The organism is Glaciihabitans tibetensis (genome assembly GCF_003003265.1).
Taxonomy (GTDB): domain Bacteria; phylum Actinomycetota; class Actinomycetes; order Actinomycetales; family Microbacteriaceae; genus Glaciihabitans; species Glaciihabitans tibetensis.
In genome coordinates this window covers 361,369-379,274 of the sequence record NZ_PVTL01000002.1, presented here as the reverse complement: position 1 = coordinate 379,274, position 17,906 = coordinate 361,369, and the positions used below count along the sequence as shown (strand labels likewise).

The following is a 17,906-nucleotide window of genomic DNA, read 5'->3' as shown; positions in this document are numbered from 1 at the left end:
CCTCCCCGATGACTTTGCTTCACGTAAGACCCGCGCGCTGGTTCGGGTGGGGCGGGTCGAGCAGAATAGAGCGATGGGCTCCTCGCAACTGGTGAGCGTCGGCGGCCACCGACTCAAACTCACGAACCTCGACAAGGTGCTCTATCCCGAATCCGGAACCACCAAGGGCGATGTGATTGGGTACTACTCGCGGGTGGCCGCGACGATGATCCCGCACATCCACGACCGCCCCGTGACGCGCAAGCGGTGGGTGCACGGCGTCGGAACGACGGACGAGCCGGGAAAGGCCTTCTTCCAGAAGGATCTCGACGGCTCCACGCCGGACTGGGTTTCGCGCCGCGCCATCCAGCACCGCGAGCACGTAAACGAGTACCCGATCATCAACGAGGTGGGAACGCTCACCTGGCTCGCCCAGATGGCAGCGCTCGAGGTGCACGTACCCCAGTGGCGGTTCGACGCCGATGCGATGCCGCGCAATCCCGACCGGCTGGTGCTCGATCTCGACCCCGGCCCGGGCGTCGGACTCGCCGAGTGCGCGGAGGTGGCGCGGTTGGTGCGCGCCATCGTGCGCGACATGGGCCTCGAACCGTTCCCGCTCACCAGCGGGAGCAAAGGGATTCACCTGTACGCCGCCCTCGACGGCAGCCAGAGCAGCGACCAGGCTTCGGCTCTCGCTCACGAGCTCGCCCGCGCACTGGAGGCGGATCATCCCGATCTCATTGTCAGCGACATGAAGAAGACCCGCCGCGAGGGCAAGGTGCTGGTGGACTGGAGCCAGAACAACGGCAGCAAGACGACCATTGCACCCTATTCGCTGCGGGGGCGCGCTCAGCCGTTCGTGGCCGCCCCTCGCACCTGGCGGGAGCTCGCCTCTCCCTCCCTCGCGCAACTCGACTACACGGAGGTGCTTCGTCGTCTCGAGCGACGAGGCGACCCTCTTGCCGAATTACTGACCGACGAGGACCGCCCTGTTCTGGGGACGAATGAGGGGGATCAAGCGGATGCCGCGAGCGCGGGTCACGACCGACTCGAGGTATACCGCAGCAAACGAGACGCACGGAAGACTCCAGAACCGGTGCCTGCAGCCCCGGGTGCGGGCACCGGCCACCGCCCCGCAGCCTCAGCGTCCGCCTCCGCCACAGCCACAGCCACAGCCGAGGGCCGCAGCTTTGTGATCCAGGAGCACCACGCGCGCCGGCTGCACTGGGATTTCCGGCTGGAGCACGAGGGAGTCCTCGTGAGTTGGGCACTGCCGAAGGGGGTACCCACCGACCCGCGTCGCAATCATCTCGCGGTGCAGACGGAGGATCATCCACTCGAATATGGCTCTTTCGAAGGCTCGATTCCCGCGGGCGAGTATGGCGCGGGCGAGGTGACCATCTGGGACAGCGGAACCTACGATCTCGAGAAGTGGCGCGACGGCAAGGAAGTCATCGTGACCATTCACGGGTCGCAGCACGGTAGCGCCCGGTACGCGCTCATTCACACGCACTCCTCGGCGAGCGAGGGCGATAACACCTGGCTGATTCACCTGATGAAAGGCGACGGCTCTTCGGCGTCAGCGGACCCGGTCCCGGTCCCGGCGGAAGAACCACGGCCTGGCGCGGTGCGGGACGATGCCGACGCGGTCGAGGGCGAGCCGCGCCCCGGCAAGGCACCGCGTCCGATGCTCGCCACCCTCGGTGAAGCCGAACGGTTCGCCCGGGAGCAGGATCACGAGGTCGACTGGGCGTTCGAGATGAAGTGGGACGGGATTCGAGCAATCGCGGTGGTTGAGGGTGACTCCGTGCGACTTACCAGCCGCAACGGCATCGATCTCACCGCCACCTATCCGGAACTGGCCGACATCGCCTCGGCGGTCCGGGGAAATATCACCCTCGATGGCGAGATTGTCGCCTTCACCGCCGGCGGGCGGGTGGACTTCTCCCGCCTGCAATCGCGGATGCAACTGAGCGGGTCGCAGGACATCGCACGCGCTTCCCGCGATAACCCGGTGCAGTACATCGCCTTCGATATCCTCGCAACCGACCAGCGTCCGGAAGCCGGCGGATCGACGGTGGGGTTGTCCTATGCCGAGCGCCGCGAGATCCTGCACTCGACAGTGACGCCACACAAGCGGATCGTGGTGCCGCCCGCGTTCGAACGCGACCTCGAGACCGCGCTCCAGGCAAGCCGCGACCTCCAGCTCGAGGGAGTGATGGCGAAGAAACTGACCAGCCGCTACTCTCCCGGTCGACGGTCGCCCTCCTGGATCAAGATCAAGCACCACCAAACCCAGGAAGTGATCATCGGCGGCTGGCGACCGGGCAAGGGACGCCGGGCCGCCCAGATCGGCTCGCTGCTGATGGGGATCCCAACAGCCGAGGGGCTTCACTACGTCGGCCGGGTGGGGACAGGGTTCGACGAGCGCACCCTCGACGCCATTACCGCTCGGCTTGCACGCCTTGAGCGCATTACCTCGCCATTCGCCGACGTTCCGGCTTCCGATGCGCGGGACGCCCGCTGGGTCACCCCGACCCTCGTGGCGGAGGTTGAGTTCGCGGAGTGGACCGCGGGCGACCGCATCCGGCAGCCAACCTGGCGGGGCTGGCGCCCAGACAAGACCGCCGAGCAGGTGCTCCGCGAGTGAGCGCAGCGTAGGGTTGACGCATGAAGTCAAAGTTGCTGCTACTGGTCGGATTGTCCATCGGGTATGTGCTTGGCGCTCGCGCCGGACGCGAACGTTACGAACAGATCCGCGCACGGGCACAGCACTTCTGGACGAGCCCGCGGGTGCGCAAGGCACGCACCGACGTCGAGAGCTATGCCCGTGAGCAGGCTCCCGTGGTGCGGGCCAAGGTCGAGTCGGTCGCGAAGGATGTCGCCACCACCGTGGCCGGAACAGCGAAGGATGTCGCGGAGAAAACCGCCGTCGTCGCGATGGAGGTCGCGGACAAGACCGCCTCTACCGCGAAGGACGTCGCAGACAAGACCGTGACGACCGCGAAGGACGTCGCAGACAAGACCGTGACCACTGCCAAGGACGTCGCAGACAAGACCGTGACCACTGCCAAGGACGTCGCAGACAAGACCGTGACCACTGCTAAGGACGTCGCGGGCAAGGTCACCGGCACCGCCGATGAGGTGAAGGACCGTGTCTCGACGACCGCATCAGACCTGAAGGAGCGGGGCGAGGATGCCCGCGACCGGGCCGTGCTGAAGGCCAGCGAGGCTCGCGACAATGCTCTCGCGGACCTCGATGACGACTTCGAAGACGACGAAAACGCCACCCCCGCCGAAGCCGGCAACGAGGGAACGGCGACGCCTAGGCCGTAGTCGTCGTCGGTCCAGCTGCCGCCCGCGGCTGTCGGCTGTCGGCTCGCCGCTCCCGGCCGCCGGCTGCTGGCTCCCGCTATGCGAGGGGCGAGAGGGTACCGTCCGGCTCGATGATCGTGATGGCACCCGTCGTTGCGCGCATGCCGCTCAGGCGCTCCGGCGAGAGGACGCGTTGCACCTGCTCGCGGGACATGATCCCCTCCGCCAACACCAGTTCGGTGATCGAGGCGTTGGTGGTGAGAGCGGTGTGGGCGAGCCGGGCCGAGGCCGCGTAGCCGATGTAGGGAGTCAGCGCGGTCACGACTCCCACGCTCGAGTCGACCTGCGCGGCGAGGTGCTTAGTGTTCGCAGTGATTCCCACGATGCAGTTGACCCGCAGGGTGCGGCAGGCGTTTGTCATCCAGGCCAGCGACTGAAGAATGCTGTGTGCGATGACCGGTTCGAACGCATTCAGCTGCAGCTGCCCCGCTTCGGCCGCCGCGGTGACCGTGGCGTCGGCGCCGATGACCGAGAACGCCACCTGATTCACCACCTCGGGGATGACGGGATTCACCTTGCCGGGCATGATGCTCGATCCCGCCTGGCGCGGGGGAAGGTTGATCTCTCCGAGCCCCGCCTGGGGTCCACTGGAGGTCAGGCGCAAATCGTTGCAGATCTTGGACAGCTTGACCGCTGCCCGCTTCAACGTGCCGCTCAGCGTCATAAACACACCAGCGTCCGAGGTCGCCTCGATGAGGTCGGGCGCGGTTTTCATGGGGATGCCGGTCAGCTCAGACAGGTGATGCCGCACGGCTTCCGCGTAGCGCGGGTCTGCGGTGATTCCGGTACCGATGGCGGTCGCCCCCAGGTTGATTTCGCTCAACCACTCCACGACCTCGCTCAGTCGGTCGAAATCTTCGCCAAGGGTGGTCGCGTACCCGGAGAATTCCTGGCCGAGGGTCATCGGCACGGCGTCTTGCAGCTGGGTGCGCCCGACCTTGAGGATGTCCCGGAACTCCCGACCCTTGTCCGCGAACGCCGCCGCGAGCAGGCGATGCTCGTCAAGCAGGCGCAGTAGCGAGAACGTCATCGCCAACTTGATTGACGTCGGATACACGTCGTTCGTGCTCTGGCTTCGGTTCACGTCGTCGATCGGATGCAGGTGCGTGTAGTCGCCGCGAGCGAGACCCATCAGCTCCAGCCCGCGATTGGCGATCACCTCGTTGGCGTTCATGTTGGTTGAGGTTCCCGCTCCGCCCTGAATCACGCCGACCACAAATTGGTCGTGCCAGCGTCCTGCGACGATTTCCTCGCAGACCTCGTCAATGAGATCTGCCTTCTTCGGGTCGAGCACACCGATCTGCCGGTTGGCGCGCGCTCCCGCCTGCTTGACCCGCGCGAGAGCGTTGATCAGGTGCGGGTAGTTGTAGATGGCACGGCGAGTGATCGGAAAATTATCCAGCGCTCGGGCGGTGTGCACACCCCAATAGGCGTCGGCCGGGATGGCCCGGGAACCGAGCGAGTCGGTCTCCATCCGGGTAGGACGGTCGGGGCGTGCGATGTCGTCGCTTCCGATCGCGGGACCGCTCGGCACTACGAAGTTCTCGTCTCCCTCGATCGATTGTTCGTCGAACGCGCCAACGCGAACCCCGGGGGCATCCCCTGCATTAGTGCTCATCGTGCGTCTCCCTTGATCACCCGATCAATCGTAGGCGCTTGTCGACCGCCTCATCTGATTCCGGCAAGGCGCCCTTAGCGCAGAGCCTGCAACGTTTCTAGTCTTTCGCTGATTGCTGGCCGAGCGTATCGTTCCCTTCATGAGCGATCCAACGAACCGACCCCACGACGACGCCGACACCGTTCCCATCGATCCCGACCTCAACGACGACACCGAGACGACGACAACGACCAGCCATTCTGAGCACAAGAAGACCAGCACGAACCGCGTCGAGAATGACGATGACGCCGGAACGTACACCGATGTCGACCGCCCCGACGACGAACCAACGGCCGGCGCCGGCACCGCGTAGCCAATCCTGCACACCTTGCCGCACGAGCCTGCCGCAGGAGCCTGCCGCGCGAGCGCGATCCGTCGGACTTGCGACCTCCGCGCGCCCAGTCACCTCAGGTAATCATCCGCGGCGATCCACCGGACCCCGTGGCGGTGCGAGAGCAGCATCGCGCGCAACGGAAGCCGCACGGCCCCGCACGCACTGGCGAAGCACCGGACCCATTCGGTGTCCCCTTCGCTGAGGTGGGCGGGGCCGTACCTTTCCCAGACCACCACCAGCCCTGCCGCTCCGAGCTCCTCCATCAGCCGCACGACATTGTCAACCACACGCGCGGTGCCGTCTTCTGTCGGGCGGGAGGGCAGCCCATCGATGGGAAGCAGCAAAGGAAGCTGCACCTGCTGCTCGTCGAGGAACAGCAGCCACAGCTGGCGGAGATTTGCACGCCCGATCAGGTCGCGCACTCGCTGTTCGATGAGGAAGTCGGTGCGAAGCGGAACCAGGCTGTCGTAGGAGGGGGTCGTCGTCATTCCCCTAGGTTTGCGAACCTTGCGCTCCGCTCCTGTGTTGCGAGGTGATCTGGGGACAGCGTTCCGCAAACGACAGACGTGAAGGACCGGATCGGAACAATTCGACTCCCGGCCGCGAGCGCGCGTAGGCTGGATTTATGGCTTCGAACTTCCCCGTCCCCCGTGCCAGGGCGAGTCTCGAGGTGCTTCGCGCCGAGGCCAGAGACGAGCTGGAGACGGTGATCTTCGAGCGATGTCTCGACGGCGGGGACCCGTGGGATTTCATGGAGGAATTGCCTTCGGTCGATGAGCTGGTGGTGTACCTCCTGCGGGCCGACGCGATCAACGCCAACGGCGGCCAGCTCCCCTCTCCCACCCGCGAATACCGAGTACTCCGACAGATCGCCCTGGATCATCCCCCGCTCACCCGCACGGTCTGGTCATTGATCGGGCGCTTGCGCGGAGGCCTCGCTGCCGCTGCACCCCTGAGTCACGCCATCTCGCACGGACCGGGACCCCGCACGCGAGAATAAATACATGTCACGCACCGTGCTCGCCGTACTGAACCGGCCATCGAACTCCGCCGCGCCGCGGGACCCTGCGGCACCTCTGTTCAGCTTCGCCGACCCGCTCCGACCGCAGCTGAATGTGCAGGATCTGGGCGTGACCCGTGGCGATGGCATCTTCGAATCAATCAGTGTTGTGCGCGGCATCCCGCACGCCCTCGAAGCGCATCTGGCGCGGTTCACCCACTCGGCGGAGGTTCTCGAACTTCCGGCGCCCGACCTCGCCACCTGGCGGCAGGCCATCAGGGCGGTCGTCGAGAGACTCGACCCGGTCGCGGAAGGTTTCGTGCGCGCGGTCCTCACCCGCGGTGTGGAGGGTGATGCCCGGCCCACCGGCTGGGTCTTCGCGTCCGTGTCGACTGACCACTCAGTGGCAAGAACCCGCGGCGTGCGCGTTGTGCTTCTTGACCGGGGACTCAGGCATGACGTCGGGCGCACCTCGCCGTGGCTGCTGTCCGGCGCAAAAACACTGTCCTATGCGGTCAATCGCGCTGCCCTGCGCGAGGCCGCGCGTCGCAACGCGGACGATGTCCTTTTCGTCAGCTCCGACGGCTTCGTGCTGGAGGGCCCGACATCGAGCCTGATTTACCTGCGCGACGGGCAGTTGCGCACACCGGCCACTGAGTCAGGAATCCTGGAAGGCACGACCCAGGGCGACGCGTTCCAATGGGCCCGCCAGCGTGGGCTCGGAACGGGATTTGAGTTGCTCACGCCAATCGAACTGGGCCACACTGACGCCGCCTGGTTGGTGTCCAGCGGCCGGCTCGCCGTGCCGATCCGCGTGCTCGACGGACGGCCGCACCCCGTTCGTGCCGACATGACCGCCGACCTCAACGGCTACCTGCTCACGCGCGAGGCGTCCGTTGGCTAGGTGATTCGCTTGAGGAGCCCCTTTGACAGGATGGTGCGCAGCGAGAGGGTCTTGTATCCCTCTTCATCGAAGAACACCGTCATCCGGTCCGGCTCGTTGCGCATGACAATGCCGTCGCCCCAGAGCGGATGCCGCACCCGCGAGTCCACCGGGAACGTGACCAGCTCTCCCGCGGGCGCCGAGGCGGACCCGGACACCGACTCCGACTCCGACTCCGACTCCGACTCCGACTCCGAGCAGACATCGCAGTTGCCGCAGGGCCGCGCGAGCGATTCGCCGAAGTACCCGAGCGGGTATTGCCTCCGGCACCCGGGTGTCTCAGCGAACCCTCGCATCATCTCGATCCGCGAACTGTCGATCCGCGTCGCCTGCTCGCTCGCCTCGACGGCCCGATTTACCGCCTCGTCCACCTGACCTGCAAAAATCAGGCGCACTCCTGACGCGTCAGATTCGACGAGTCCACATTCCTCGAGCAAGCCCACCATGGCACCGAGGCGACGACTCGACACAGCGACCGCGTCGGCGAGTTCGTCACGGGACACTCGGCCCGCCTGAACGAGGGCGCGAACGACATCCGCAAGGCTCTCGCGACTCGGGTTTCGCCCCGCAAAGAACCGGCGCAGCGCCAGATCCTCCGGCCGGTAGAACAACACGGCGAGCGCCGGTTCTCCGTCGCGGCCGGCGCGTCCGATCTCCTGGTAGTAGTCGTCGACCGAATCCGTGACCGCAGCGTGCACCACAAACCTCACGTCGTGCTTGTTGATCCCCATTCCGAAGGCGCTCGTCGCGACCACGACGTCCAGCTCGCCCGCCAAAAATGCGCGATGCACTGCGGTGCGACGAGCGGCGCCGAGCGCGCTTGAGTAGGGCTCCGCGCGGAGGCCCCTGCGGGTGAGCTCCGCCGAGTATCGCTCCGTGTCCGCCCGGGTGGGAACGTAGAGCAGCCCCGGCATGGGCAAGGCGACCACCCGCTCCACCACGGCATCACGCTTGCGGCGGTCGCTTTCTACCCGCTCCACCTCCAGGCGAAGGTTCGGCCGATCGAACCCGCGGATGACCAGACAGGTGTCGCGCAGGCGCAGGCCCTCGATGATTTCCTCCCGAACCGGAGCCGACCCCGTCGCGGTCAGGGCGATGGTGGAAGCCCCGTCAAGAGCGTCGATCAGTTCTCCCAGCCTGAGGTAGTCCGGACGAAAGTCGTGACCCCAGGACGAGACGCAGTGCGCCTCGTCGACCACAACCAGGCGAGGGCGAAGCGCGCTGAGTCGCCGCACAACCTCGGGGTTCGCGAGTTGCTCGGGAGCGAGAAACACAAATTCGGCCGTTCCAACCTCCAGCGCAGCCCACGCCTCGCCGACGGAGCGAGCACTCATCGTGGAGTTGATCGCGACGGCGGTAATCGCTCCGGGTGCCTTGCGAATCTGTGCGACCTGGTCGGCCTGCAGCGAGATCAAGGGCGAGATCACCACGGTCGGACCGTCGATCAGCATTCCAGCGATCTGGTAGATCGCAGACTTGCCGTACCCCGTGGGCAGGACGGCCAGCACATCCCTGCCCCGCAGAGCTGCTTCGATCGCAGCGAGCTGGCCCGGCCGAAGTCGATCCCAGCCGAACTGCTCGGCCGCGACACCCTGGATACGGTCACCTGTTGTCTGCACCGGCCCAGCCAATCCACGCCCACACGATGGTGCAAGGCCTTGCCTCACAGCGCAGTACTCAATAGGCCGCACGCCTCGGAGGCATCTGTAGCCTGAGGAGGTGATGTCCTCGCCCCTGCTGCACCGACGCGCCGCCCGCGGTGTTCGGCGAACAAGCGCAGATTTCGGGGCATTGTGGCGTGGCACGGACACCACCGGACAGCCACTCATCGTGATCTGCTCCTCCCGCCCCGCAGCCATGTCCTGGCTCGCGAGCTCGCTTGCCGCCGGCCTGCCTGCTCTCGTCGCCGTAGTCAGGCTGACGGACTCTGGGGCAGAGGCGGATGCCACATCCGCCACCGAATCCGTGGGGGCTTTCGATCGCGCCGTCACCGAGGCAGCGCGCGCAGCGACGGCTCTCGGGGCAGACCCCGCGAGGTTGGGAATCGTGGGCGAAGGGGCTGCGGCTTCCGTCGCGCTGACACTCGCCGCTGCCCGCGCGAAACCTGATGCTGACGACTCCGATGAATCGGATGACTCCGACGGCCGGGGGGACAACGATCCGAACGACGAATTCGGACGGCACCCCGTGATGCGGCTCGCGTTGATTTCGCCCGGCTCCAGTTCATGGGGTAGCGCCGCGGGTAGTGCCGCGGTGATCCCGCCGTTTTTCCCGCCAACGTTGATCCAGTTCGCCCGCGGTGGTTCCGCCGCTCAGACGAGTACCGCGCTCGAGCAACGGCTCAGTGCCGCCGGCGTCGCGGTACGCGGCACTGATTATCAGGCGCCACGTGACGGGTGGGCGACCCGCTCCCGCGCCGTAAAGCAGTCCACCAGGGGCGCCAACGACCTGGTCGCCTTCTTCGCTCGCGGCTTCGGAGCTGCGTCTACGTTCCACGTGATCCCCGGCTGGGACCTGCATTGAGCCACTACTACATCGAGCCACTCCTGCACCGAACCACTTGGAGACTCGACCAGCCAGGCGCGACCAGCGCCGCGCGACCAGCCCCGCGCGCTCGGCCCCGTGCGCTCGGCCCCGTGCGACGAGGTCTTCATCGGGCAGAATGAGAGGTACACCCCGCCATCCCCGTCGGGATCGCCCCCGCACGCCTCGATGCCGGAAAGACGCCCTTCGTGTTCTTTAACCTGTTCTCCCGCAAGAAGAAGATCGCGGATGTAAAGGCAGCCCCGATCGCTGCCCCCGCCATCCCCCCAGTTATCGCCCCCGTGGTGCCTGCCGTCGAGCAGGCGTCGCCGGACGAGCCGCAGCCCGACGAGCAGGGGTCGCCGGACGAGCAGCAGCCCGTCGAGCAGCCGTCACGCGTCGAGCAGCAACCCGTCGACGCGCCAGCCGCGGACGTTGCCGCGGTCGTCCGCGCCGCCAGAGCCACCTCGCCGCGAACCGGTACCGCCAAGGTGGCGCCGCCCAAAGCCAGCCCAACCACGCGCCCCGGCAGCAAACCCGCCGCGAAGCCCCAGGCCAGCGGGGCCGGCCGAAGCACACCCTCCGCGAACGTCCCGACGAAGCCCTCACGGCAGGCGCTGCTGGACGCGGTCCGGGCGGTGCCCGCCGAGCCCGCCCAGCCCGACGCCGAACACGTCTCCGTCGCCGGTACAACTGCGGCGGGCCCGACTCCAGAACAGCCCACCCCGGCCCCGCCGACACCGGCGCGAGTCACTGCCGCCATGACAGTGCCCCAGCTCCGATTGCGGGCCAGGGAACTCGGCCTGATCGGTTACTCGCGCCTTGCCAAAGCGGATCTGTTGCGGGCGATTGTGGAACGCCTGGCGGCCAACGAATCACCGGCGGACCCGGATGACGAGTTAGGGCACTGACACTGCACTGACCGTGGGGTGAACGAGCTCGTCTGCGCCAGGGTCGCATCACCGAGACAATCTCTGGTCTCTGTCAGGTGGGTTGCGTAGGGTGGCTGCGTGAGCACAGAAGCCTCGATCCCCGAAAATTTGCCGCAGTGGGTTGCCGCCCAGCGCTGGTACGCCGACAAAGGCTCGATTCCCCGGTTCGAAAGAATTGGGGGCTGGCGTATTGATCGCCCCGCCGTCGTCATCACCACGCACTACCTCCTCGACCATGGGGCAGGCAGGGCGACGCTTTATCAAGTTCCGCTAACCGAGCGTGCAGAGCAGCTCGAGGGGGTTCTCCCCGTGGCAACCATCGGTGACGCCGGAACCGCATCAGAGCGCTTCATTTACGACGCACCTGCCGACCCCGCGTACGCCGAGGCGCTGCTTGAGGTGATGCTGTCGAACTCGGAGCTCGCAGACAGCTCCCCCGAGGCATCCGCTGGCACAATCAACACCGTCTCCGGACATCGTCAGCCGGGCGCAGCGCCTGTAGAGGTCACGGGCTCCCATGTACTGCGTGGCGAGCAATCGAACACGTCGATCATCGTTGACGTCGTTTCGGGGCCACCGGTGATCATCAAGGTCTTCCGGGCGCTTCATCACGGTGAGAATCCGGACGTCACTCTGCAGTCGGCTATTGCCGCCGCAGGATCTGCGCTGGTTCCACGGTCGATCGGTGCCATTGAGGGATCGTGGAGCGACTCGGGTCGCCCGAACGGCCGCGCGACCGGGCACCTCGCCTTTGCTCAGGAATTTTTGCCCGGTGTTGAGGATGCCTGGCGCGTTGCGCTGCAGTCTGCTGAGGCGGACGAAGACTTCACCGCCAAGGCGCACAAGCTGGGTGTCGCGACCGCGGAGGTGCACTCCGTGCTCGCGGCCGCGCTCCCCACGCGCGTTGCCACAAGCGCCGACATCGACGCGACCCTCGCGAGCATGCGGTTGCGCCATGCCGCCGCTGAGGCCGAGGTTCCCTCGCTCGCTGAATATCACGTCGCTATAGAGCACATCTACGAGGCCGCCCGGTTGGCATCATGGCCCGCCCTGCAGCGCATCCACGGCGACTACCACCTCGGTCAGGTTCTGTGGGTGCATGGCCGCGGGTGGGTACTGCTCGACTTCGAGGGCGAACCGATGCGCCCGATGGCGGAACGGTCCGAACTGGATTTGACGCTTCGGGATGTCGCGGGGATGCTCAGATCCTTCGATTACGTAGCCGGCTCCGTCGCCCAGAACGCCCTGGTCGCGGCCTCAGCTCTAGCCGCGTCCGCACCGGCGGCGTCAGCGTCGGCGTCAGCGTCAGCGTCAGCGACGTCGCCGACCGACGGGCCGGTGTCGCCCGCAGCCGCCGCAAGCTCCGCCGTGCGCTGGGCGGAGGCGGCCCGGCTCGCATTTATGGACGGGTACACCGAACGGTCGGGCTTCGACCTGCGGGCGCACCGGCTGCTGCTCGACGCATTTGAGATCGACAAGGCGCTGTACGAAGCCGTGTACGAAGCTCGCAACCGGCCGGCCTGGATCGATATCCCCGTCTCAGCGATCGGCCGACTGGCCGCGCACGATCCTGCCAGCGGTGTGCACAACGCGGAGTACATCTAACAGAAGATCCCGGCGGATACACAAAAGAAAACCAACATGCTAGGGGTTACGCCCCCCGTTTGGGGGGCTTCTACTTGATGCATGACTGGGATCGCCGAACATCACCCCACCGCAATCACGTCCAGGCAGCGAACGTCACTGCGGAATCACCTCGCAGGGGACAGGGAGCAAACCCGACTCCTCGTTGAGCGCCTCGCCGAGGAAATGGGTGCGTTCCTCACTTCTCGTCGCGACTCCCCCACCGACGACGAGCATGATCCTGAGGGCCCCACGTTGGCGTTCGAGCGATCCCAGTCCCAAGCCATGCTCGACCAGTCACGGCAACACCTGGCCGAGATAGATGCAGCTCTGTCCCGCATCGCTACCGGCACCTACGGCCGGTGCGCCAGTTGCGGCGGGGATATCGCGCTGGGCCGGTTGCAGGCGCGACCCCACGCGGGCCTGTGTATCACCTGCGCGGGGCGCGTGCGCTGAGTCTGCGTGCCTCTGGTGGCTTTGAGGTAAGTCAGCGGTCTTTCGGACGTGCCTAGGACGCTGCTCGGGCGCGCGTCAGAGATATGAGTAAGAAATACCTGTCGGTCTGCGTTTAGCCGCGTGGCGGTCACTCCCCGTTTACCCAGCGGTGGTGCACTTGATTGTGTAACATTGCTGGTCGCGATTGCCGCGCCTTGACTCGAGAACCGAATGGACACCTCGTGCACATACGAACGGCTGAGTACCCGCGAGCGGATCACTTCCTCTTGCACCTCAGCGACACCCACCTGCTCGCAGGTGGAAAGCAGCTGTACAACACGGTCGACTCGGAGGCACACCTCAGACGGCTCTTCGAGGATGTCGAGAAGTCGGGAGGCCGGCCCGAGGCAATCATCTTCACCGGTGACCTGGCCGACCACGGCGAGGCAGACGCGTACGAGCGTTTGCGGGCCATCGTTGAGCCCGCCGCCCGCCGGCTCGGAGCACAGGTCATCTGGGTGATGGGCAACCACGACAAGCGCGAGGCGTTCAGGGAAGTGCTCTTCGGTGAGCCACCCACGGCCAAACCGGTTGATCGCGTTTACGACGTGAACGGGCTCCGCGTTATCACCCTCGATTCGTCCGTGGTCGGGGCGCACTGGGGTGAAGTGACCGGAGACCAGCTCGACTGGCTCGCTGAAGAGCTGTCGACACCGGCGCCGCACGGCACCATTCTCGCCATGCACCACCCCCCGGTGCCCAGCGTTCTCGACCTGGCCGTGCTCGTCGAGCTGCGGGACCAGTCCGCCCTGGCCGAGGTGCTCGAGGGAACCGACGTTCGCAGCATCATCGCGGGACACCTCCACTACTCCTCCACCGCAACCTTCGCGGGGATTCCCGTGTCTGTGGCCTCCGCCACCTGCTACACGCAGGACCTCACGGTTCCCGTCGGTGGAACGCGCGGCCGCGATGGTGCGCGCGCCTACAACCTCGTGCACGTGTTCAACAACACGGTGCTGCACTCGGTTGTACCGCTCGGCGAATTCGCTCCGCTCGACTACATCGATGCCGAGGAGACGGAACGTCGCCTCGCGGTCGCTGGGGTTCGCATCGGCGAGGCGGTCAGTGAACCGGTAGCGCAGGAGCCTCCGATGACTCTTCCCATCCGAGTTCTGGCGTAGTCTCCCGGTCGAGCGGCGCTTCCCACGGCGCTCGGATCGCGAAGTAGCGCTCGAGGAAAGACACCACCGCGGTGGTTCGCTTCTCCACGGAGATCTCGGGCGCGCTTCCGTCGTTCAGGCAGAAGAAGTCGTACGAGCGCTCTTTGAGGAGCGAATCCATCTCCTTGAGTGCGATCTTGAGCGTCGTCTCGACGTACTTGACACGCGCGTGCTGCTGCACGACCGCACGCCCGGTCATCAACGCGTAGTAGTGGTACAGCGAGTTGGTAACGGAAATGTCGGTGCTGGATCGGAACGTGCTCGCCGCGGTACGCGTGAACTCCTCCTCGAACTCCTGCTCCATCTCGAGCAGCACGCTCTTACGCAGTGGCGTCGCGGCGTGCTCCAGGTGACGCGTGGTCACCCGACCGAACCGGTCGTGCAGCAGACGCCGGTTGACCCGAGCCGAATTCTCAAATCCGCTGCGGGTCGGGTTGTTCTCGCCCAGTCCGATGCGGGTCGTCGCTTCAATGAACTTGGTGACCCCGCCGGGCGAGAAGAACATGTCCGGGCTGACCGGGCGGCCGAAGAACATGTCATCGTTCGAGTAGATGAAGTGCTCGCTGATTCCGGGGATGTGCTGCAGCTGGCTTTCCACCGCCTGGGAGTTGTGGGTGGGCAGCACGGAGGGGTCTTTGAAGAACTCTTCGCTGCGCATGATGGTGACACCCGGGTGGTCGGCAAGCCATGCCGGGGCCGGTGAGTCCGTCACGATGAAAATGCGTCGGACCCAGGGCGCGAACATGTACACGCTGCGAAGCGCGTACTTGAGTTCGTCGATCTGGCGGAACCGGGCTTCGGAATCGTCGCCATCCCCGACAACGTACGACTTCATCCGCAGTGCGCGAGCGCGCTGGAAGTCCAGATCGGTACCGTCGACCCAGGAGAACACCATGTCGATGTCGAAGTCGATATCGGTCGCGTGGATGTCGAACATGCCCTGCAGGGTTGGCCACTCCCGGTCATACCGCTCGACAGTGGTGTCTACCGCTTCGGTGCGAAGGAGTGTGCGACGCATAAGAGCGTTCTCGACGGGTGCGACGATCTCGTCGACTCCGAAATCCCAGAATTCGACGCGTACGCCGTTGTTGGCGCCGTAGTGCAGGCGACCGACGGGTTCGATACGGGGACGGAACAGCCTCAGCACCCGAGCTTTCGCCGGAGCGAGCCGACCGTCCGCGATGAACAGCGCCGGTCCCTTCACTGCCTTCGCGTAGAAGGGTTCGGCGACAAAAGCCTCCGCGAGCGCCTTCGTGATGGCACCGCGGCGCTTGCGGTCGAGCGCGAGCACCGGACGCTCGTGCTCGCCACGCACGAGGAGATAGCTGATACCCGCGGCATCGAGAGCATCGCGAATGGCCAGCAGGTCTTCGATCATCGACTGCTGCGGCGTGAGGTTTCCGTTGAGCAGCGTGAACTGCCCCTTGCGGATAACAACGTCGTCCCGGCCGAGCGAACGCGGCCAGCTGGCTGACTCTACGAGGGTCAACGGCGCGGTCACGCGAGAGCCTCGCTCAGCATGCTGACGAGCGCTTCGAGTTGCACACTGGACTCGGTGCCGATTTCTTCATCTGACCCGTCGAGGGCGCGTGCGGCCAGTCCGGCCTTGCTGTCGATGAGTTCCGCGATCCGCGCATCGATGGTCTGGGCGGCGATGATCCGCCAGGCCGTTACGGGCAACTCCTGACCGATCCGGTGTACGCGGTCGATGGCCTGGGTCTGCTCCGCACTCGTCCAGCTCAACTCGGCCAGCACCACGTTGGACGCCGCCTGGAGGTTGAGGCCGACACCTGCCGCGGTCAGCGACGCGACCACGACGGCAACGTCGGGGTCGGTGGCGAAGGCGTCGATTGCGGCCTGACGGCTCTTCGGGGACTGCTCGCCACGAATCGACACCGACTTGATGCCGACCTTCGCGAAATGGGCCTCCGCTGCGTCCATCACGTCGATGTGCTTGGCGAAGAACACGACCTTGCCCACGTTCCGTGCCAGCTGGGTGGTGTACTCGGCGGCGAGGGTGGCCTTCGCCTGCCCGATGCGCCGAACCATCGTGAAGACGTTCTCTGCCGTCTTCGATGACTTTGTGTCTTCGAGTTCCTCGCGGGCCACCAGCCGGATGAGGCGGTCCCGGTCGACGTCGCCGTCGAACTCGTCGGCGCCCACCTTGCGCAGGCTGAGCCGTCTCCGGTAACGCTCGAGGAGGCGGGCGGTCAACGCAGCCTCAGCCTCACGGATCGAGCGCCCGAGGTCGTCGTCGAGTTCGACCGGGATGTCTGCGACCCGGCGCGCGGGGATGTCGGCCGCGACATCCACCTTTTTACGGCGCACGATACCCATGTCGACGACAGCCTGGCGGGCTTCGGAAAAGAAGCCGAAGTCTGCCGGGGTAAGCCCGGTGTCTTCGAGCTTGTCCATCAGCGTGGGCAGCGGCTTTTTGTCGTCGATCCAGCCGAGAAACTGCCAGATGGCGCGGAAGTCGTCGATCTGGTTGATCAACGGCGTACCGGTGAGCGCCATCATGAGGGCCTTTGGCGCCGTCGCGCGGATGCTGCGGCTGAGGGCCAGAACGTGCTTGGAGCGCTGCGAAGACAGATTCTTGATGAAATGCGCCTCGTCCACAACCATGCCTTTGAAGCCGAAGCGGCTCAGCCAGCCGACGTGGCGGTCGAGCACCTCGTAGTTCACGATGACCACGTCGCTGAAGGCGTCGACGTCGTTGCCGTCGCCGTGCACAACGGTCGCGGTGCGCTGCGGGGTCCAGAGTTCCACCTCGCGCGCCCAGTTCGTCTTGACGACGTTGGGCACAACCACCAGAAGGGGGTACGAGTTGGACACGGACGCCGCCAACAGTGCCTGGGCGGTTTTGCCGAGGCCGGGCTCGTCGGCGAGCAGGAAGGTGCGGTGCCCCTGCTTCACTTCTTCGACAAAACGGGCCTGATGGCGCATAAGTTCGAGCCTGCCCGGGGTGCGCAGCGTCGTGGCTTCTGGCAGATCCATGCTGGCCGTCCCGCCGCCCGCGCCATATTCGAAGGCACGGAACAGGGGCTCGATAAGTTCCCAGTTGCCCAAGCGGTTCACCCGTGCGGGCTGGGCCTGGTAGCTGCTGAAATCGGGGGCGAGGAACGGATTGGACATCTGCACCTGGCGCACGGACTGCGGCACGACCTGGCGTTCTGCGGCGGTGTCAACCGGCTTCGGCTCGGTGGTGATGATGAGTTCGTCGGGACTGAGCTCGACACCGGCGGCGAGCAGCAGGTCACGGCGCAGAGTCTTGGCCGCGGCGGTGACGGGAGCGTCATCGCCGAGCAGGGCAATCAGGCTCGTGTCGCGGGCGGCAGTCTTGGCGAGAATCCCGGCGAGGCCGTCGAGGCGCTTCTGCTCGTTGGACCGTTCGGCTTCGGTCAGCTCGGGATCGGTCTTCACACGGGCGCGTTCCTCGCGCAGCAGCAGGGCGGCGACCTGGAAGCGAGCGCGGTTGGACGGCTTGAGCGGGCCCTTCTGCACTGCTGCCTCAACCTCGCGTGCGGCGCGCGCCAGCACCGGGATGACTCCGGCGTCGTCGGCTCCGCGCGGACGTCGGCGCTGCGTCGCCTGACGGGTGCCGGCGGATCGCTGGCGTGTCTGTCGCTGGCCTGATTGCGCCATGTTCCTCCTTGTGCTGGTGAGGCACGGGTAGGCGAGATCGTGGTTCCGTTTGTTCGGAACACAATCCCGGCAAATCGAGTTCTGCTGGCTGCCCAGCGGAACGGTGCCGATCGGGCGATACAACCGATCGGATGATCCGGCGTTCACTGATCCCAGACCCAGGCGCGATGCGACTGGTGGTTTCGTGAGGTGCTGCTTGGTATTGTACGCCTATCCGCTCCGGGTCGCCGGTCAGACCGT

At 66.0% G+C, this 17,906-nt stretch carries 15 protein-coding genes; 10 read left to right on the top strand and 5 right to left on the bottom strand.

Annotation, left to right across the window (positions count from 1 at the left end; translation table 11 throughout):
* Positions 1-73: 73 nt before the first annotated feature.
* Together B0I08_RS05555 and B0I08_RS05550 are read left to right on the top strand one after the other, a co-directional pair.
* Positions 74-2,629, top strand: a complete 2,556-nt coding sequence (locus B0I08_RS05555; protein WP_106210630.1) for an ATP-dependent DNA ligase — start codon at positions 74-76, stop codon at positions 2,627-2,629.
* Between the two features lie 20 nt (positions 2,630-2,649).
* Positions 2,650-3,315 carry a protoporphyrinogen oxidase gene (locus B0I08_RS05550; RefSeq protein ID WP_106210628.1) on the top strand — a complete coding sequence of 222 codons (666 nt, stop codon included), beginning with the start codon at positions 2,650-2,652 and terminating at the stop codon, positions 3,313-3,315.
* Positions 3,316-3,391: 76 nt separating this feature from the next.
* On the opposite strand, the gene B0I08_RS05545 is transcribed toward B0I08_RS05550, so the two are convergent.
* Positions 3,392-4,828 (bottom strand): aspartate ammonia-lyase, encoded by a 1,437-nt coding sequence (locus tag B0I08_RS05545; RefSeq protein ID WP_245884617.1) that lies wholly within the window; start codon positions 4,826-4,828, stop codon positions 3,392-3,394.
* Between the two features lie 283 nt (positions 4,829-5,111).
* Here B0I08_RS05545 and B0I08_RS05540 point away from each other — a divergent pair, with 283 nt between their 5' ends.
* Entirely contained in the window at positions 5,112-5,324 is a 213-nt protein-coding gene (locus B0I08_RS05540; protein WP_106210624.1) for a hypothetical protein, read from the top strand.
* 89 nt (positions 5,325-5,413) lie between these two features.
* Here B0I08_RS05540 and B0I08_RS05535 read toward each other — a convergent pair whose 3' ends face one another.
* On the bottom strand, positions 5,414-5,833 hold the full coding sequence (locus B0I08_RS05535; RefSeq protein WP_106210622.1) for a P-loop NTPase family protein: 420 nt from the start codon (positions 5,831-5,833) through the stop codon (positions 5,414-5,416).
* 137 nt (positions 5,834-5,970) lie between these two features.
* Here B0I08_RS05535 and B0I08_RS05530 point away from each other — a divergent pair, with 137 nt between their 5' ends.
* Together B0I08_RS05530 and B0I08_RS05525 are read left to right on the top strand one after the other, a co-directional pair.
* Positions 5,971-6,345: a tryptophan synthase subunit alpha gene (locus B0I08_RS05530; protein WP_245884589.1), complete on the top strand. Its 375-nt coding sequence runs from the start codon at positions 5,971-5,973 to the stop codon at positions 6,343-6,345.
* A 4-nt stretch (positions 6,346-6,349) separates the two neighbouring features.
* Complete coding sequence (locus B0I08_RS05525; RefSeq protein ID WP_106210620.1) at positions 6,350-7,249, top strand: aminotransferase class IV; 900 nt, start codon at positions 6,350-6,352, stop codon at positions 7,247-7,249.
* Here the strand turns inward: B0I08_RS05525 and B0I08_RS05520 are convergent.
* Positions 7,246-8,907, bottom strand: a complete 1,662-nt coding sequence (locus B0I08_RS05520; protein ID WP_245884586.1) for a RecQ family ATP-dependent DNA helicase — start codon at positions 8,905-8,907, stop codon at positions 7,246-7,248. The two genes, B0I08_RS05525 and B0I08_RS05520, sit on opposite strands and share 4 nt — an antisense overlap.
* Before the next feature lie 100 nt (positions 8,908-9,007).
* Here B0I08_RS05520 and B0I08_RS05515 point away from each other — a divergent pair, with 100 nt between their 5' ends.
* From B0I08_RS05515 to B0I08_RS05495, 5 genes are all read left to right on the top strand, one after another.
* Positions 9,008-9,811 carry a hypothetical protein gene (locus B0I08_RS05515; RefSeq protein WP_181243263.1) on the top strand — a complete coding sequence of 268 codons (804 nt, stop codon included), beginning with the start codon at positions 9,008-9,010 and terminating at the stop codon, positions 9,809-9,811.
* Positions 9,812-10,020: 209 nt separating this feature from the next.
* Positions 10,021-10,722: a Rho termination factor N-terminal domain-containing protein gene (locus B0I08_RS05510; protein WP_106210616.1), complete on the top strand. Its 702-nt coding sequence runs from the start codon at positions 10,021-10,023 to the stop codon at positions 10,720-10,722.
* Between the two features lie 99 nt (positions 10,723-10,821).
* Positions 10,822-12,348, top strand: a complete 1,527-nt coding sequence (locus B0I08_RS05505) for a maltokinase N-terminal cap-like domain-containing protein (protein WP_106210614.1) — start codon at positions 10,822-10,824, stop codon at positions 12,346-12,348.
* 81 nt (positions 12,349-12,429) lie between these two features.
* Complete coding sequence (locus tag B0I08_RS05500) at positions 12,430-12,822, top strand: TraR/DksA family transcriptional regulator (RefSeq protein WP_245884584.1); 393 nt, start codon at positions 12,430-12,432, stop codon at positions 12,820-12,822.
* Positions 12,823-13,043: 221 nt separating this feature from the next.
* Entirely contained in the window at positions 13,044-13,982 is a 939-nt protein-coding gene (locus tag B0I08_RS05495) for a phosphodiesterase (protein WP_106210612.1), read from the top strand.
* Here the strand turns inward: B0I08_RS05495 and B0I08_RS05490 are convergent.
* Entirely contained in the window at positions 13,924-15,522 is a 1,599-nt protein-coding gene (locus B0I08_RS05490; RefSeq protein WP_245884581.1) for a stealth family protein, read from the bottom strand. The genes B0I08_RS05495 and B0I08_RS05490 overlap by 59 nt on opposite strands.
* Positions 15,519-17,666, bottom strand: a complete 2,148-nt coding sequence (locus B0I08_RS05485) for a DEAD/DEAH box helicase (RefSeq protein WP_106210610.1) — start codon at positions 17,664-17,666, stop codon at positions 15,519-15,521. Before B0I08_RS05485 ends, B0I08_RS05490 begins: the two co-directional genes overlap by 4 nt.
* Positions 17,667-17,906: the final 240 nt, after the last annotated feature.

What these genes read in the sequence shown, in the direction of transcription:
- B0I08_RS05555 (WP_106210630.1), top strand. Translation starts at nt 74, where the DNA reads ATGGGCTCCTCGCAACTGGTGAGCGTCGGCGGCCACCGACTCAAACTC.
- B0I08_RS05550 (WP_106210628.1), top strand. Translation starts at nt 2,650, where the DNA reads ATGAAGTCAAAGTTGCTGCTACTGGTCGGATTGTCCATCGGGTATGTG.
- B0I08_RS05545 (WP_245884617.1), bottom strand. Translation starts at nt 4,828, where the DNA reads ATGGAGACCGACTCGCTCGGTTCCCGGGCCATCCCGGCCGACGCCTAT.
- B0I08_RS05540 (WP_106210624.1), top strand. Translation starts at nt 5,112, where the DNA reads ATGAGCGATCCAACGAACCGACCCCACGACGACGCCGACACCGTTCCC.
- B0I08_RS05535 (WP_106210622.1), bottom strand. Translation starts at nt 5,833, where the DNA reads ATGACGACGACCCCCTCCTACGACAGCCTGGTTCCGCTTCGCACCGAC.
- B0I08_RS05530 (WP_245884589.1), top strand. Translation starts at nt 5,971, where the DNA reads ATGGCTTCGAACTTCCCCGTCCCCCGTGCCAGGGCGAGTCTCGAGGTG.
- B0I08_RS05525 (WP_106210620.1), top strand. Translation starts at nt 6,350, where the DNA reads ATGTCACGCACCGTGCTCGCCGTACTGAACCGGCCATCGAACTCCGCC.
- B0I08_RS05500 (WP_245884584.1), top strand. Translation starts at nt 12,430, where the DNA reads ATGACTGGGATCGCCGAACATCACCCCACCGCAATCACGTCCAGGCAG.
- B0I08_RS05485 (WP_106210610.1), bottom strand. Translation starts at nt 17,666, where the DNA reads ATGGCGCAATCAGGCCAGCGACAGACACGCCAGCGATCCGCCGGCACC.